Source organism: Pseudomonas sp. Seg1 (assembly GCF_018326005.1).
GTDB lineage: Bacteria > Pseudomonadota > Gammaproteobacteria > Pseudomonadales > Pseudomonadaceae > Aquipseudomonas.
In genome coordinates, this window is the sequence record NZ_AP021903.1 from 4,195,996 (window position 1) to 4,210,842 (window position 14,847).

The 14,847-nt window shown below is 59.6% G+C and carries 13 protein-coding genes; 7 read left to right on the forward strand and 6 right to left on the reverse strand.

Annotation, left to right across the window (positions count from 1 at the left end; translation table 11 throughout):
• Positions 1-528: 528 nt before the first annotated feature.
• The gene (locus KI231_RS18790; protein WP_212809522.1) at positions 529-2,226 is read right to left on the reverse strand and encodes an AMP-binding protein; all 1,698 of its coding nucleotides are present in this window, start codon (positions 2,224-2,226) and stop codon (positions 529-531) included.
• Between the two features lie 359 nt (positions 2,227-2,585).
• Here KI231_RS18790 and KI231_RS18795 point away from each other — a divergent pair, with 359 nt between their 5' ends.
• The 4 genes from KI231_RS18795 to KI231_RS18810 are packed head-to-tail and all read left to right on the forward strand — an operon-like array spanning position 2,586 to position 8,148.
• On the forward strand, positions 2,586-3,749 hold the full coding sequence (locus tag KI231_RS18795) for an isovaleryl-CoA dehydrogenase (RefSeq protein ID WP_103305271.1): 1,164 nt from the start codon (positions 2,586-2,588) through the stop codon (positions 3,747-3,749).
• A 13-nt stretch (positions 3,750-3,762) separates the two neighbouring features.
• Complete coding sequence (locus tag KI231_RS18800; protein WP_212809524.1) at positions 3,763-5,370, forward strand: carboxyl transferase domain-containing protein; 1,608 nt, start codon at positions 3,763-3,765, stop codon at positions 5,368-5,370.
• Between the two features lie 13 nt (positions 5,371-5,383).
• Positions 5,384-6,199: a gamma-carboxygeranoyl-CoA hydratase gene (locus KI231_RS18805; RefSeq protein WP_212809526.1), complete on the forward strand. Its 816-nt coding sequence runs from the start codon at positions 5,384-5,386 to the stop codon at positions 6,197-6,199.
• Positions 6,199-8,148 carry an acetyl/propionyl/methylcrotonyl-CoA carboxylase subunit alpha gene (locus tag KI231_RS18810; protein WP_212809528.1) on the forward strand — a complete coding sequence of 650 codons (1,950 nt, stop codon included), beginning with the start codon at positions 6,199-6,201 and terminating at the stop codon, positions 8,146-8,148. Before KI231_RS18805 ends, KI231_RS18810 begins: the two co-directional genes overlap by 1 nt.
• A 41-nt stretch (positions 8,149-8,189) precedes the next feature.
• On the opposite strand, the gene KI231_RS18815 is transcribed toward KI231_RS18810, so the two are convergent.
• Complete coding sequence (locus KI231_RS18815) at positions 8,190-8,849, reverse strand: LexA family protein (protein ID WP_249412051.1); 660 nt, start codon at positions 8,847-8,849, stop codon at positions 8,190-8,192.
• 129 nt (positions 8,850-8,978) lie between these two features.
• Here KI231_RS18815 and KI231_RS18820 point away from each other — a divergent pair, with 129 nt between their 5' ends.
• Positions 8,979-9,317, forward strand: a complete 339-nt coding sequence (locus tag KI231_RS18820) for a DUF6124 family protein (RefSeq protein ID WP_103305266.1) — start codon at positions 8,979-8,981, stop codon at positions 9,315-9,317.
• 143 nt (positions 9,318-9,460) lie between these two features.
• On the opposite strand, the gene KI231_RS18825 is transcribed toward KI231_RS18820, so the two are convergent.
• Positions 9,461-9,700: a hypothetical protein gene (locus tag KI231_RS18825; protein ID WP_103305265.1), complete on the reverse strand. Its 240-nt coding sequence runs from the start codon at positions 9,698-9,700 to the stop codon at positions 9,461-9,463.
• A 97-nt stretch (positions 9,701-9,797) separates the two neighbouring features.
• On the opposite strand from KI231_RS18825, the gene KI231_RS18830 reads away from it, so the two are divergent.
• Together KI231_RS18830 and KI231_RS18835 are read left to right on the forward strand one after the other, a co-directional pair.
• Positions 9,798-10,949, forward strand: coding sequence for a M14 family metallopeptidase (locus KI231_RS18830; protein WP_103305264.1), 1,152 nt, complete (start codon positions 9,798-9,800; stop codon positions 10,947-10,949).
• Between the two features lie 150 nt (positions 10,950-11,099).
• Positions 11,100-12,314, forward strand: coding sequence for an MFS transporter (locus KI231_RS18835; RefSeq protein WP_212809532.1), 1,215 nt, complete (start codon positions 11,100-11,102; stop codon positions 12,312-12,314).
• Here KI231_RS18835 and KI231_RS18840 read toward each other — a convergent pair.
• The 3 genes from KI231_RS18840 to KI231_RS18850 all read right to left on the reverse strand — a co-directional run bounded on the left by KI231_RS18840 (position 12,311) and on the right by KI231_RS18850 (position 14,845).
• Complete coding sequence (locus KI231_RS18840) at positions 12,311-12,856, reverse strand: cytochrome b (RefSeq protein ID WP_103305262.1); 546 nt, start codon at positions 12,854-12,856, stop codon at positions 12,311-12,313. The genes KI231_RS18835 and KI231_RS18840 overlap by 4 nt on opposite strands.
• Positions 12,853-13,959 carry a catalase family peroxidase gene (locus KI231_RS18845; RefSeq protein WP_212809534.1) on the reverse strand — a complete coding sequence of 369 codons (1,107 nt, stop codon included), beginning with the start codon at positions 13,957-13,959 and terminating at the stop codon, positions 12,853-12,855. Before KI231_RS18845 ends, KI231_RS18840 begins: the two co-directional genes overlap by 4 nt.
• Before the next feature lie 121 nt (positions 13,960-14,080).
• Positions 14,081-14,845 carry an enoyl-CoA hydratase-related protein gene (locus KI231_RS18850; protein ID WP_212809536.1) on the reverse strand — a complete coding sequence of 255 codons (765 nt, stop codon included), beginning with the start codon at positions 14,843-14,845 and terminating at the stop codon, positions 14,081-14,083.
• Positions 14,846-14,847: the final 2 nt, after the last annotated feature.

The following is a 14,847-nucleotide window of genomic DNA, read 5'->3' on the forward strand; positions in this document are numbered from 1 at the left end:
ATGGCATAACAAGAATAAAAAGCAGCAAACCACAATAAAAATAAGACGTACCGACTCTGACATAACAAAAACAACACGGCAGAGACGCAGCTAACAGATTTTTTTGGAGAAGGTGTGCTTTTCAGGGTGCTCTCAGGAGTGACCCGCAACCGGGCAGAGAACAATAAAACTACCTTCAGGTAGCTCCCGAATCGGTTGGATCGTTTAACGAGAAAGCAGATCAGCGCTCAAAAAAATACGTTTGCTCTTGACCCCGGATGGGGGTCGCCAAAAACAGCGGTAAAGGGCCACGGTTGCCAAAAACAACAACAGACCGACCCTCAATAATAAAAAAGAGCACGCGACGACAAAATTAAAGGGGAGCCTCGGCTCCCCTTTGTGCTTTCTGTGATTCCTGAATCCCCTCAAATCCCTGTGGGAGCTGCGGTGCGACGATTCGACTTGCCAGCGATTGCGGTAGATCATTCAACATTGATGCTGGCTGATTCGACGCCATCGCTGGCAAGCCAGCTCCCACAGTGTTTGTGTTCACCGCTTGATTGTTTTCAGCTCTTCGATGCTCATTTCCCGCATCCTGAACTTCTGAATCTTGCCCGTCACCGTCATCGGAAACTCTTCGACGAACTTGAAGTGCCGTGGCGTCTTGAAGTGCGCGATGCGCTCCTTGCACCAGGTTTGCAGCTCCAGCTCGGAAGCGTGGTGGCCGGGGTGAAACTTGATCCAGGCGACGATCTCTTCACCGTAACGCGAACACGGAATGCCGATCACCTGCACGTCCGCTACCGCCGGGTGAGTGAAGAAGAATTCTTCCAGCTCACGCGGATAAATGTTCTCGCCGCCACGGATGATCATGTCCTTGTTGCGCCCGGCGATGTTGACGTAACCCTCTTCATTCATGCTCGCCAGATCGCCGGTGTGCATCCAGCCCGCCTCATCGATAGCCTCTGCCGTGGCTTGCGGATTGCTCCAGTAACCGAGCATCACGCTGTAACCGCGAGTGCACAGCTCGCCGATGGTGCCGCGTGGTACCGGGTTGCCGGTTTCGTCGATGATCTTGCTTTCCAGTTGCGGCTGAGTGCGGCCGACGGTGGTCACACGCAATTCAAGCTCGTCATTCGGGCCGGTTTGCAACGACACCGGGCTCGTTTCAGTCATGCCGTAAGCGATCTGCACTTCGTTCATGTGCATCTCGCTGATGACCCGGCGCATCACTTCGATCGGGCAGGTAGCGCCAGCCATGATCCCGGTGCGCAGGCTCGACAGATCGAGTTCGGCGCGTTGCGGCTGATCGAGCATGGCAATGAACATGGTTGGCACGCCATACAACCCGGTGGCCTTTTCCTCGGCGACGGTTTGCAGGGTCAGCAACGGATCGAAGGCATCGTTGGGGTAAACCATCGTGCTGCCGTGGGTAATGCAACCAAGGTTGCCCATGACCATGCCGAAGCAGTGATACAGCGGCACCGGGATCACCAGGCGATCAGTCGGGGTCAGGCCAATGCTTTCGCCGACCATGTAACCGTTGTTGAGGATGTTGTAGTGACTGAGGGTCGCGCCCTTGGGGAAACCGGTTGTGCCGGAGGTGTACTGGATGTTCACGGGTTGATCAAAGTGCAGGCTGTTGCTGCGTTCACGTAATTGCTCTGGGGAGGCATTGATGGCCAGATCGGCCAATTGTGACCATGGCAGGAAACCTGACGGCGGCTGTTTGTCGAGACTGATCACTCCGCGCAAATCCGGCAGACGCTCGCTCCGCAACTGACCGATGGATTGCTCGGCCAGCTCCGGCACCAGGCCCTGCAACATGCCGTGATAGTCGGAAGACTTGAACGCCCCCGCACAGACCAGCCACTGACAGCCGGACTGCTTGAGCACGTATTCCAGTTCGGAGCTGCGGTAAGCCGGATTGATGTTGACCAGGATCACGCCGATTTTCGCCGTGGCGATTTGCGTGATGCACCACTGCGCGCAATTCGGTGCCCAGATGCCGAGCCGGTCGCCAGCCTGCAAACCCAATGCGAGCAAGGCTCTGGCATGCACATCCACGGCGTCGGCCAGTTGTCGCCATGAGTAGCGCAACTGCTGATGGCGCACCACCAGCGCCTCGCCGTCCGCGTACTGCGTGACGGTCTCGTCGAACTTCTGCCCGATGGTCATCGCCAGCAAGGCCTTGTCCTGAGAACCGCGGCTATAGCTGCGCTGCGGGTTTGCACTGGGTTGATCCATGACGACCCCTATTGTCTTTATTTATGGGTTGCCGACAGTCACTTGCAGGATTGAGCTTTGTGGCGAGAGGATTTATCCCCGATCGGCTGCGAAGCAGACGAGTACCCGGCGAATGCGTTTTTAACGCGATCACAGGTTTCAGGGCCGCTACGCGCCCCATCGGGGATAAATCCCCTCACCACAAAGGCTCAGTCCTACAGAACCGGTCCGCTTTCAATCTTGAACTACCCCTACTCTCGCTCAAGTTGACGTTAACGTAAAGGGTGATTGACAGCCATTCGCCACAGGCTTACGTTAACGTAAAGGTGAGAACTGAAACGCCACTCTCCCCACCCTACAAAAAAGCCAAAAGGTGCCTCATGAGCTATCCATCCCTGAATTTCGCCCTCGGTGAAACCATCGACATGCTGCGCGATCAGGTTCAGTCCTTCGTCGCTAAGGAGATCGCTCCGCGTGCGGCGCAGATCGACAGTGACAACCTGTTCCCCGCCGACATGTGGCGCAAATTCGGTGACATGGGCCTGCTCGGCATCACCGTGCCGGAAGAGTACGGCGGTGCTGGCCTGGGTTACCTGGCGCACGTGGTGGCGATGGAAGAAATCAGTCGCGGCTCGGCGTCGGTGGCGTTGTCCTACGGCGCGCACTCCAACCTCTGCGTCAACCAGATCAACCGCAACGGCAACCACGAACAGAAAAGCAAATACCTGCCGAAGCTGATCAGCGGCGAACACGTCGGCGCCCTCGCGATGAGCGAGCCTAACGCCGGCTCCGACGTGGTTTCGATGAAACTGCGCGCCGACAGACGCGGTGATCGCTTTGTCCTCAACGGCAGCAAGACCTGGATCACCAACGGCCCCGACGCCAACACCTACGTGATCTACGCCAAGACCGATCTGGAAAAAGGCCCGCACGGCATCACCGCATTCATCGTCGAGCGCGACTGGAAAGGCTTCAGCCGCAGCAACAAGTTCGACAAGCTCGGCATGCGCGGCTCAAACACTTGCGAGCTGTTTTTCGACGACGTTGAAGTGCCGGAAGAGAACATTCTCGGCGTGCTCAACGGCGGCGTAAAAGTCTTGATGAGCGGCCTCGATTACGAGCGCGTTGTTCTTTCAGGTGGCCCGACCGGGATCATGCAGTCGTGCATGGACCTGATCGTGCCGTACATTCACGACCGCAAACAGTTCGGCCAGAGCATCGGCGAATTCCAGCTGATCCAGGGCAAAGTTGCTGACATGTACACCCAGCTCAACGCCAGCCGCGCCTATCTCTACGCCGTCGCCCAGGCCTGCGAGCGCGGCGAAACCACGCGCAAGGACGCCGCCGGCGTGATCCTCTACACCGCCGAGCGCGCCACACAAATGGCCCTCGACGCGATCCAGATTCTTGGCGGCAACGGCTACATCAACGAGTTCCCGGCCGGGCGTCTGTTGCGTGACGCCAAGCTGTACGAAATCGGCGCCGGCACCAGTGAGATCCGTCGCATGCTGATCGGTCGCGAACTGTTCAACGAAACCCGCTAAAACGGAGCTGGCCATGGCTATTTTGCACACTCAGCTCAATCCTCGATCAGCGGAGTTCGCCGCCAACAGCGCAGCGATGCTCAAGCAAGTCGACGCCTTGCATACCCTGCTTGCCCAAGTGGCGCAGGGTGGCGGCGCAAAGGCTCAGGAACGCCACACCTCACGGGGCAAACTGCTGCCGCGTGAGCGCATCAATCGCTTGCTCGATCCGGGCTCGCCGTTTCTGGAAATCAGTCAGTTGGCCGCGCACGCCGTTTATGGCGAAGACGTGCCCGCCGCTGGCGTGATTGCCGGGATCGGTCGGGTTGAAGGCGTCGAATGCATGATCGTCGCCAACGACGCGACCGTGAAAGGTGGCTCGTATTATCCGCTGACCGTGAAGAAACACCTGCGCGCGCAGACCATCGCCCAGCAAAACCGCCTGCCGTGCATTTATCTGGTGGACTCCGGCGGCGCCAACCTGCCGCGTCAGGATGAAGTGTTCCCGGATCGCGAGCACTTCGGCCGGATCTTTTTCAACCAGGCCAACATGAGCGCCATGGGCATCCCGCAGATCGCCGTGGTCATGGGCTCGTGCACCGCTGGTGGTGCGTACGTGCCAGCGATGGCTGACGAAGCGATCATGGTGCGCAATCAGGCAACCATTTTCCTCGCTGGCCCGCCGTTGGTGAAAGCCGCGACCGGAGAAGTGGTCAGCGCCGAGGACCTTGGTGGCGCCGATGTGCACTGCAAGATTTCCGGGGTGGCCGACCATTATGCCGAGAGCGACGAGCACGCCCTCGCCCTCGCCCGCCGCAGCGTTGCCAACCTCAACTGGCGCAAGCTCGGCGAAGTGCAGCAGCGCGCGCCGATTGCACCGCTGTACGCCAGTGACGAGCTATATGGCGTGGTCTCGGCCGACGCCAAGCAACCGTTCGATGTGCACGAAGTGATTGCGCGACTGGTCGACGGATCGGTGTTCGATGAGTTCAAAGCGCTGTTCGGTACCACGCTGGTGTGCGGTTTTGCTCATCTGCACGGCTATCCGATTGCGATCCTCGCCAACAACGGCATCCTCTTCGCTGAAGCCGCGCAGAAAGGCGCGCACTTCATCGAACTGGCCTGCCAGCGTGGCATTCCATTGCTGTTCCTGCAGAACATTACCGGCTTCATGGTCGGGCAGAAATACGAGGCCGGCGGCATCGCCAAGCACGGCGCGAAACTGGTGACCGCCGTGGCCTGTGCCAAGGTGCCGAAATTCACCGTGATCATCGGCGGCAGCTTCGGCGCCGGTAACTACGGCATGTGCGGCCGGGCCTACGATCCGCGTTTTCTGTGGATGTGGCCGAACGCGCGAATTGGCGTGATGGGCGCCGAACAGGCAGCGGGTGTACTGGTGCAGGTCAAACGCGAACAGGCCGAGCGTAGCGGCCAGCACTTCAGTGCCGAGCAGGAAGCCGACATCAAGCAGCCGATCCTCGACCAATACGAAGAACAGGGGCATCCCTACTATTCCAGTGCGCGGCTGTGGGACGACGGCGTCATCGACCCGGCGCAGACCCGCGATGTGCTGGCCCTGGCCTTGTCCGCGTCGCTGAACGCGCCAATCGAACCGAGCCGCTTCGGCGTGTTCCGGATGTGATCGGGAGAATCTCATGAGCGATTTCAACACCCTTGAACTGCAGACTGACCCACGCGGTTTCGCCACGCTGTGGCTCAACCGCGCCGAAAAGAACAACGCGTTCAATGCCGAGATGATCCGCGAGCTGATCCTCGCCCTCGACAAGGTGGCCAGCGACGCCAGTCTGCGTTTCCTCCTGGTGCGCGGGCGCGGCAAACATTTCAGCGCCGGTGCCGATCTGGCCTGGATGCAGCAATCGGCCGAACTTGATTACCACACCAACCTCGACGACGCCCGCGAACTGGCAGAGTTGATGTACAACCTCGCCAAGCTGAAAATCCCGACCCTGGCCGTGGTCCAGGGCGCGGCGTTCGGCGGCGCACTGGGCCTGATCAGTTGCTGCGACATGGCGATTGGTGCGGATGACGCGCAGTTCTGCCTGTCGGAAGTGCGCATCGGTTTGGCACCTGCGGTGATCAGCCCGTTCGTGGTGCAGGCCATCGGCGAACGTGCCGCACGTCGATATGCCCTGACCGCCGAACGCTTTGGTGGCCAGCGTGCTCGGGAAATCGGTTTGTTGTCCGAGAGCTATCCGGCGACCGAACTTGATGGGCAAGTTGAACAGTGGATCGACAACCTGCTGCTCAACAGCCCCGCTGCCATGCGAGCCAGCAAAGACTTGCTGCGCGAGGTCGGCAACGGTGCACTGACCCCGGCGCTGCGTCGCTACACCGAAAACGCCATCGCGCGCATCCGCGTCAGCCCCGAAGGCCAGGAAGGCTTGCGCGCCTTTCTGCAAAAACGCCCACCGGGCTGGCAAGCCGCAACCACCACCAAGGAGCCGCGTTGATGAGCGCACCTGTTCTCACCACCCTGCTGGTGGCCAACCGTGGCGAAATCGCTTGCCGCGTGATGCGCACCGCCAAGGCTCTGGGCCTGACCACCGTCGCTGTGCACAGCGCCACCGACCGCGACGCGCGGCACAGCCGTGAAGCGGATATCCGCGTTGATCTCGGTGGCAGCAAAGCCGCCGACAGCTATCTGCAAATCGACAAACTGATCGCTGCAGCGAAAGCCAGCGGCGCGCAGGCGATTCACCCGGGTTATGGCTTTCTCTCCGAGAACGCCGGGTTTGCTCGCGCCATTGAAGTGGCGGGCCTGATTTTCCTCGGCCCACCCGCCTCGGCCATCGACGCCATGGGCAGCAAATCCGCCGCCAAGGCGTTGATGGAAACGGCTGGCGTGCCGCTGGTGCCGGGTTATCACGGCGAAGCCCAGGATCTGGATACCTTTCGTGATGCCTGTGAGCGGATTGGTTATCCAGTGTTGCTCAAGGCCACTGCCGGTGGCGGCGGCAAGGGCATGAAAGTCGTCGAGGACGTCAGTCAATTGGCCGAAGCGCTGGCCTCGGCTCAGCGTGAGGCGCAGTCGTCGTTCGGTGATTCGCGGATGCTGGTGGAGAAATACCTGCTCAAGCCGCGCCATGTGGAGATCCAGGTGTTTGCCGACCAGCATGGCAATTGCCTTTACCTCAACGAGCGTGACTGCTCGATTCAGCGCCGCCACCAGAAAGTCGTCGAGGAAGCACCGGCACCTGGCCTGACACCGGAACTGCGTCGCGCCATGGGCGAGGCAGCGGTTCGTTCGGCGCAGGCGATCGGCTATGTCGGCGCCGGCACCGTGGAGTTCTTGCTGGATGCACGCGGCGAGTTCTTCTTCATGGAGATGAATACGCGGCTGCAGGTCGAGCATCCAGTCACCGAAGCCATCACCGGACTGGATCTGGTGGCGTGGCAGATTCGCGTGGCCCGTGGGGAAGCGCTGCCGATCACACAAGCGCAAGTGCCGCTCAACGGACATGCAATTGAAGTGCGGCTGTATGCCGAAGATCCGTCGAACGATTTCCTGCCAGCCACCGGGCGTCTGGAGTTATATCGCGAATCGGCTGAGGGGCCGGGACGGCGGGTGGATAGCGGCGTTGCAGAAGGTGACGAGATTTCGCCATTCTACGACCCGATGCTCGGCAAGCTGATTGCTTGGGGCGAGGATCGTGAACAGGCGCGACTGCGGTTGTTGGGCATGCTCGATGAATTCGCGATTGGCGGACTGAAGACCAACATCAATTTTCTGCGCCGAATCATCGCGCATCCGGCGTTTGCCGCAGCGGAACTGGATACCGGGTTTATTCCGCGTTATCAGGAGCAACTGTTGCCGGTTCCGGGCGAGTTGAGTGATGCGTTCTGGAATGCCGGGGCGCAAGCGTTCGTGCAGACTTTGCCGGCGCTTGCGCGCAAGGATGACCCGAGTTCGCCATGGGCAATGAACAGTGGTTTGCGTGCAGGTCTGCCGCAGGAAATCACTGTGCATTTGAGTTGCGAAGGCCAGGATCGAGCGCTGACCTTGGGCGCCAGTGGCGACGCGAAACTTTCCGGTGAAGCGCTGGTTGTCGAACACGACGGCGTGCGTCGTTCCTTGCGCGCGATTCGCCAGGGCGATTCGTTGTTTCTGCAATGGGAGGGTGAGTTGCGGCGTATTCAGGCCTTTGACCCGATCAGCGCCGTAGAAGCCAGCCATAGTCATCAGGGTGGCCTGACTGCGCCCATGAACGGCAGCATCGTGCGTGTTCTGGTCGAGGCCGGGCAATCAGTAGAGGCCGGTGCGCAACTGGTGGTGCTGGAAGCCATGAAGATGGAACACAGTATCCGCGCGCCGCATGCCGGGGTGATCAAAGCGCTGTATTGCCAGGAAGGTGAAATGGTTGGCGAAGGCAGCGCTCTGGTTGAATTGGAAGAAGTGTAAATGACGAAGATCGATCCTACGCCAAGCGAGGATCGATCTGACTAGTAACGCGCCGTTGCCTGAACCACTACGCCGATGATTCGACAGTCATCGGTAAACAAGGCTTTCGGCCAGGTCGGATTGAGCGGCACCAGGTAACGCTGGCCGCCCTCTTCGTCCAGCTTGCGGAAGATCGCCTCTTCGCTGTCGGCCCACCGCGCAATCACCAGTTTGCCAGGCACCGCTTCCGCCTCCGGATCCACCAGGATCAGCATGCCTTCGGCAATGCTCGGGCCGCGGGGTGCGGTCATCGAGTCTCCAGCCACCGTCAGCCAGAACGCCGCCCCTCGGGCATGGTAGTCCGTCAGTTGGAAAACCTGCTTGTCTGTCGACGAGACGTAGGCCGGCTGACCGTTTTCGCGCACTTCGCACGGTGTTCGCCAATCGCTGACCGGGTAGCGGAAGTACGGGTTGTACTTCTGCGCCAGCGGCATGTCGTCGTCCGGCGTGACTTGCGGTTCGCGAATCACCAGGACCACTTCAAGGAAGTCCATGCCCAGTGCCTGCAGCACGCGGTTCATTTGCGTGATACCAGGCTCCCGGCGTTTGTTCAGCCAATGGCCGATCCCGCCCTGGGACATGCCGACGCGCTCTCCGAGCTCTGTTTGAGTGATTTTGAGTTCACTCATCTTGGCCTTGACCAACTCAATCCATTTATCCATGTGCGGCACCTTACGCTGACGCCTTCGGCCGACAAAACACATATTGTAGTATTTAAATTCTAGTCACAACTACGCATCGTACTATTCTGAAGCCACGGATTTTCAATCGAACAAGGAGTGGCCCTTATCATGAATATCAGCAGCAAAGACTTGCCAGATCTGCAAATGGACACCACGTTCACCTCTCCCCAAGGCAACGCAGCGGCACAGCGTGCCCTGGACTATTACTTGAAACCTGCTGTATCAGAACCCGAAGTCGATGAACGATTTTTCGACGTCAGACGCCATCTCAGTGGCGAAGAGGCCCTGGTGCACGCCTCGGATTTGCTGCGATGTGCGGCGGCGACCGCCTTCAAGGCAGCGGAAAATTTGCAAGGCGCGAGTCGCGACCTGGCCTTTTCGGTGGTGCACATGGTGGATATGGCGCGGGCGATGGTCGACCATTCACTCGATAGCGAGGAAGTCTGAGGAACGGAATTGGGACGGACAGGAAAGAATTTTCCAATCGCGCAGATAAAAACATTTGACTTGCAAATGATAATGATTATTATTGCAAGCAGCTGGTCGCGAGATCAGTCGATGGACCAGAGACCTTAGGTCGGTCTTCTGGACTATCTCCTCATCAGGCTAATCACGGTTTTTGACCCGGCTTTTTGCCGGGTCTTTTTTTTGCCCGTTTTTCGGGCTTGTGGCTTCAGGCTAATGAAGTCTTTATGTGCTGCAAATTCGATGGCGCGGATAATATCAAAAGAATATCGGTTGGCAAGCCAGGCCCGGCCACATTGGGCCAAACTAATAGCAATTAGCACTTGAGAATCAATCGCATAGCCCCTAAGCTGCGTCCGCGTCATGGAAGACGCCCCCCGCCACACCCCGCAATTTCCCTCGGTTTCACCGCTGTCTTGCGTGTAAAGTAGCCGCCATAAAAATCATATTCAGGAACCGATTATGACCGTGGCCAAATCTTCGTTCGACATCAGCGCCAACTTCGACAGCGGCAACATCCAAGTCATCGACATCAGTAATCCGCTCAACCCGGTTCTGGCTATTCGCCCAGACACCCGCAGCGCGCATTTCCAGTGGTTCCACTTCAAGGCCAGCGGCCTGCATGTCCATCAGGAACACTGGTTTCGCCTGGTCAACGCCAGCCAGTCCTCCTACAACAAAGCCTGGACCGGCTACCAGGCCGTTGCGTCCTACGACCACGTCAACTGGTTCCGCATACCCACCCAATTCGAAGGTGACAGCCTGCGCTTCTGCCTCGAAGCCGAGCAGACCCACGCCTGGTTCGCCTACTTCGAACCCTATAGCCGTGGCCGCCACGACTGGCTGATCGAGCAGGCACTGACCAAGGCCGGCACCGAGTTGCTGGCGACCGGCAAGAGCGTCGAGGGCCGCGACATTCAACTGCTGCGCAAAGGCAGTGGCGCCGAAGGCCAGCGCAAAGTCTGGATCATCGCCCAACAGCATCCGGGCGAGCACATGGCCGAATGGTTCATGGAAGGCGTGATCGAGCGTCTGGAAAAACACGACGATCCGGTCTTGAACAAACTGCTCGCCAGCGCCGACCTTTACCTTGTACCGAACATGAACCCGGACGGCGCTTTCCATGGTCATCTGCGCACCAATGCAATGGGGCAGGATCTGAACCGCGCCTGGCAGAATGCCAGCCAGGAAGTCAGCCCCGAAGTACTGTTCGTCCAGCAGCAGATGGAAAAGTACGGCGTCGATCTGTTCCTTGACGTACACGGCGATGAAGAAATCCCTCACGTATTCACCGCTGGTTGCGAGGGCAATCCGGGTTACACGCCACGGATCGAGAAACTCGAAGAGCATTTCCGCAGCCACCTCAAGCGCACCACCAAGGACTTCCAGACCCAGTACGGCTACACCCGCGACGAACCGGGCCAGGCCAACATGACCCTAGCGTGCAATAGCGTCGGCCAGAAGTATGACTGCCTGTCGCTGACCCTGGAAATGCCGTTCAAGGATCACGACGACGCGCCGAACCCGCAAACCGGCTGGTCGGGCAAACGCTCGAAACAACTGGGCAAGGACGTGCTGACCACAATCGCCGATATGGTCGATACCCTGCGCTGATCCGCTCCCCTCGCGCCTGCAAAAGATCGCAGCTTGTCTGCGATCTTTTGCTTTGTGTGGTCCACGGATTCGATTAATCAGGTTGCAAAGTGAAACCAAATTACCTACCGTGATTCTGGTTTTAATTTGAAACCTAAAAAGGATCCGGGTATGAAACCTCAATCACTCAGTAGCAGCGTGGTGCTGCTCTTCGCCGTGGCCTGTGGTCTGGCAGTGGGCAATGTGTATTACGCGCAGCCACTGCTGGATGCCATGGCCGACGCATTCGCTTTGTCGCCGGCAACCATCGGTATCGTTATCACCCTGACACAGGTGGGTTACGGCGTCGGATTGGTGCTGCTGGTGCCACTCGGCGATTTGCTCAACCGACGGCGGTTGATCGTCAGCCAGACGCTGCTATCCGCCGTGGCCCTGTTAATGATCGGACTGGCCCCCAACAGCGTCTGGTTGCTGCTGGGCATGACACTGACCGGTTTACTCGCCGTGGTGACGCAAGTGCTGGTGGCCTATGCCGCGACCCTGGCGATCCCGGCACAACGGGGACGAGTGGTGGGTGTGGTCACCAGCGGCATCGTCGTCGGCATCCTGCTGGCGCGTACCGTTGCAGGAGGAATGGCTGATCTGGCCGGATGGCGCGCAATCTATTGGCTGTCGGCGGGCCTGACGTTGTTGATGGCGTTGCTGTTGCTTCGCGTATTGCCCAAGCATGAAGACCCACAACCGGCGTCGACCTATCGCGCATTGATCACCTCGGTATTCGTCCTGTTCAAGGAAGAACCGGTTCTGCGCCAACGCGCGCTGCTCGCCCTGCTGACATTCGCCAGCGCCATGGTGCTGTGGACGCCGATGGTCCTGCCGCTCGCAGCGCCACCGCTCTCGCTGTCGCACAGCGAAATCGGCCTGTTTGGCCTTGCCGGTGCAGCCGGTGCACTGGCTGCGGCGCGCGCCGGGCACCTGGCTGATCGTGGTCTGGGCCAATGGGTCAGCGGACTGTCGTTGTTGCTGATGCTCGGTTCGTGGCTGCCGATCGCCCTCACCCAGTCTTCGCTATGGGCGCTGCTGCTCGGCGTGATCACCCTCGATCTGGGCCTGCAAGCCGTTCACGTGACCAGTCAAAGCATGATCTACAGCGTGCGCCCCGAAGCGCAAAGCCGCCTCACCGCCGGATATATGCTGTTCTACTCGATCGGTAGCGCCCTGGGCTCAATCGGCTCGACCGCCATGTATGCGTGGGCCGGCTGGACCGCCGTGTGCCTGCTCGGTGCCGCAATCAACACCGTCGCCCTGCTCTACTGGTGGAAAACCCTGGCGCCACAACCTCGTGGCGAGGGAGCTTGCTCCCTGACCACAGAGGCCCGGCGTTAATCGCGATCACGCCCGCGCAACATGCTGTCGAGCACTTCGTCGCGGCGCACCCAGCCGTGAAACAGCGCCGCCGCCAAGTGCAGCAGCACCGTCAGGAACAACAGGTAGGCCAGATAACCATGAGCCTTGCGCAGCAGCGCAAACAGCTGCGCATCCGCCGGCACAATCGACGGCAATTGCAGCGAACTGCTGAGCATGACGGGCTCGCCCGACGCGCTGATCATCGCCCAGCCGAGCAACGGCAGCGCCAGCATCAGCGCGTACAGCAAGACGTGCGAAGCCTTCGCCGCCAGTACCTGCCAGTCCGGCAGGTCTGCCGGCAGCGGTGGCTGGCGAGTCGAGAAACGCACCAGCAGGCGCACGATCACCAGCGCAAGAATCGCAATCCCCAACGGCTTGTGCAGGTGGATCAGCCATTCATGCCGTTCTGACACCGAGGTGACCATTCCGGCCCCGATAAACAGCATCGCAATGATCATCAGCGCCATCAGCCAGTGCAGCAACCGCGCCAGCAGCGCGAAATGAGTCGGTTGAGTTCTCATTGACGAGCCTCCTGTTTGGCGGCGGGCAACTGGCTGACTTCGCTGGTACGGCGCAGATAGGAATCGGCGTAGCCGGCCGAACGCGCGGCTAGCAACGGGTCGTCGGTACCTTGAATCCCGGCTGGCAGCACCAGCGGGTCATAGTTGATGTCGCGGCACTCGCCACTGAGTTGCGGCTGGGTCTTTTCCAGCACCAACGTGCCGGCGTTCAACACCTTGCGCCCGGCGGGCCAGGTTTTGCTGGCATCGTTTACCGGGTCATCGGCGTCCGCCAGGGTGATGTTCAGCTGAAAACGCAGCGGCGCAGCGGCCAAGCGTTGCACCAAGTCTTTTTCCAGAAAATCTGCGCCCTCAGGTGCACTGGCACCGGCCGCGTCTTGCGCCAACGGCGTCATGCTCCAGCGCACCGCCTGCTTTTTGCCGCTGGCGTCGACCAGGTAGAACGCGTTGACGCTGTTATAGGTTTCGGTGGCATAACTGGCGGACGGTTTTGCAGTCTTGACCCACGTCAGAAACGGCACGGCTTCCGGGTGAGAGGCGAAGAACGCCGGAACCTTCGCCGGGTCAGGCTTACCCGTGGCCGGATCCGGCGACTGCGCCTGCTGCAATTGATAGAACGCCTCAGGCGTGCCAACCGGGAACACCGGCATGCTGTTCATCCCGGTGCGCCATTGCTGCCCATTGGCCTGGGTAAATCGCAGCGCCAGACTGCGGATCGGCACGCTGCTGTCCGGCGCATAAGGATTGCCCGCCGGCAACGCAAAACGCCCGACCACCGGAGTGCGTGGCTCGTTGAACACCTGCGCGGTGGAGAACACCCGCGCCTCGCCACTGCTCTCGAAATGCCCGATCACGCACACACCTTTGGCGTGATTGCGGCGAAAGCCCGGGTGGACGCCGTTGTTCTTTTCCAGTACATCGACCAGCGCCTTGGGCGTCAGACGCTGTGGGTCAAAGTTACCGTGAACGTAGGCAAACGCTCCGGCCACCGCAGCGACTACCACAGCAATGCCGCCCAGACGCAGAATCAGGCTCGCCGCACTCAATGGCGGGCGTTGCGGCCCGCCGGGCCTCTTGATATCGGGTGAGATGCGATCAACCATGAAAGACTCCAGGGCCAATGGCCATAGGGAAAGGTGCTATGAGACGCACGCCTCGTAGGTTTATTCCCTTTGAACTGTAGTTTCTTTCACCGCACTACGTGTGACGCTGCGTTTGAGTAATTTAAACATGCTCGAATCGGGGTTCACGCTTCTCCAGAAACGCCTGCATTCCCTCTTTCTGCCCGGGGGTGGCAAACAAGCCATGAAATACCCGACGCTCAAACAATATGCCTTCGCGCAGTGCTAATTCCTGCGCACGATCTACCGCTTCGCGGGCAGCCGCCGTCGCCGCGCCTGAAAATCCGGCAATCCGCTGCGCAACCGCCAGTGCCTGTTCGAGCAATTGATCGGTGGCCGTTACACGCGACACCAGTCCCGCCTGTTCGGCCTCCCTGGCGTTGATAGAACGTCCGGTGAGAATCATGTCCATGGCTTTTGCCCGACCTATTGCGCGCGTCAACCGTTGAGTTCCGCCCATGCCCGGCATTACACCCAGGGTAATTTCCGGCAACGCAAACTTCGCCGATTCAGCCGCGATGATCACATCACACATCATCGCCAACTCACAGCCACCGCCATAGGCAAAACCCGCGACGGCTGCCACCTTCGGCGTCCGGAATCCGGTGAAAGCATCCCAGCCGGCAAAGTAATCCTCCTGGATCATTTCCACGCAGGATTTCGCATACATTTCCTTGATATCGGCGCCCGCGGCAAAGTACTCCTTCGTACCGGTAATCACGAAACAACCCACATCCGGATCAGCATCCAGCCCACGAAGCGTATCCAACAGCTCCTGCATCATCTGCGTACTCAGGGCATTTCGGGCTTGCGGGCGATTCAGCCGGATCAGCACAACCCGGCCCAGTCGTTCAATCAGTAGATTCATGT

Excerpts from the sequence above, each read along its gene's own strand:
- KI231_RS18790 (WP_212809522.1), bottom strand. The coding sequence starts at position 2,226 with ATGGATCAACCCAGTGCAAACCCGCAGCGCAGCTATAGCCGCGGTTCT.
- KI231_RS18795 (WP_103305271.1), top strand. The coding sequence starts at position 2,586 with ATGAGCTATCCATCCCTGAATTTCGCCCTCGGTGAAACCATCGACATG.
- KI231_RS18800 (WP_212809524.1), top strand. The coding sequence starts at position 3,763 with ATGGCTATTTTGCACACTCAGCTCAATCCTCGATCAGCGGAGTTCGCC.
- KI231_RS18805 (WP_212809526.1), top strand. The coding sequence starts at position 5,384 with ATGAGCGATTTCAACACCCTTGAACTGCAGACTGACCCACGCGGTTTC.
- KI231_RS18810 (WP_212809528.1), top strand. The coding sequence starts at position 6,199 with ATGAGCGCACCTGTTCTCACCACCCTGCTGGTGGCCAACCGTGGCGAA.
- KI231_RS18815 (WP_249412051.1), bottom strand. The coding sequence starts at position 8,849 with ATGGATAAATGGATTGAGTTGGTCAAGGCCAAGATGAGTGAACTCAAA.
- KI231_RS18820 (WP_103305266.1), top strand. The coding sequence starts at position 8,979 with ATGAATATCAGCAGCAAAGACTTGCCAGATCTGCAAATGGACACCACG.
- KI231_RS18825 (WP_103305265.1), bottom strand. The coding sequence starts at position 9,700 with ATGACGCGGACGCAGCTTAGGGGCTATGCGATTGATTCTCAAGTGCTA.
- KI231_RS18830 (WP_103305264.1), top strand. The coding sequence starts at position 9,798 with ATGACCGTGGCCAAATCTTCGTTCGACATCAGCGCCAACTTCGACAGC.
- KI231_RS18835 (WP_212809532.1), top strand. The coding sequence starts at position 11,100 with ATGAAACCTCAATCACTCAGTAGCAGCGTGGTGCTGCTCTTCGCCGTG.
- KI231_RS18840 (WP_103305262.1), bottom strand. The coding sequence starts at position 12,856 with ATGAGAACTCAACCGACTCATTTCGCGCTGCTGGCGCGGTTGCTGCAC.
- KI231_RS18845 (WP_212809534.1), bottom strand. The coding sequence starts at position 13,959 with ATGGTTGATCGCATCTCACCCGATATCAAGAGGCCCGGCGGGCCGCAA.
- KI231_RS18850 (WP_212809536.1), bottom strand. The coding sequence starts at position 14,845 with ATGAATCTACTGATTGAACGACTGGGCCGGGTTGTGCTGATCCGGCTG.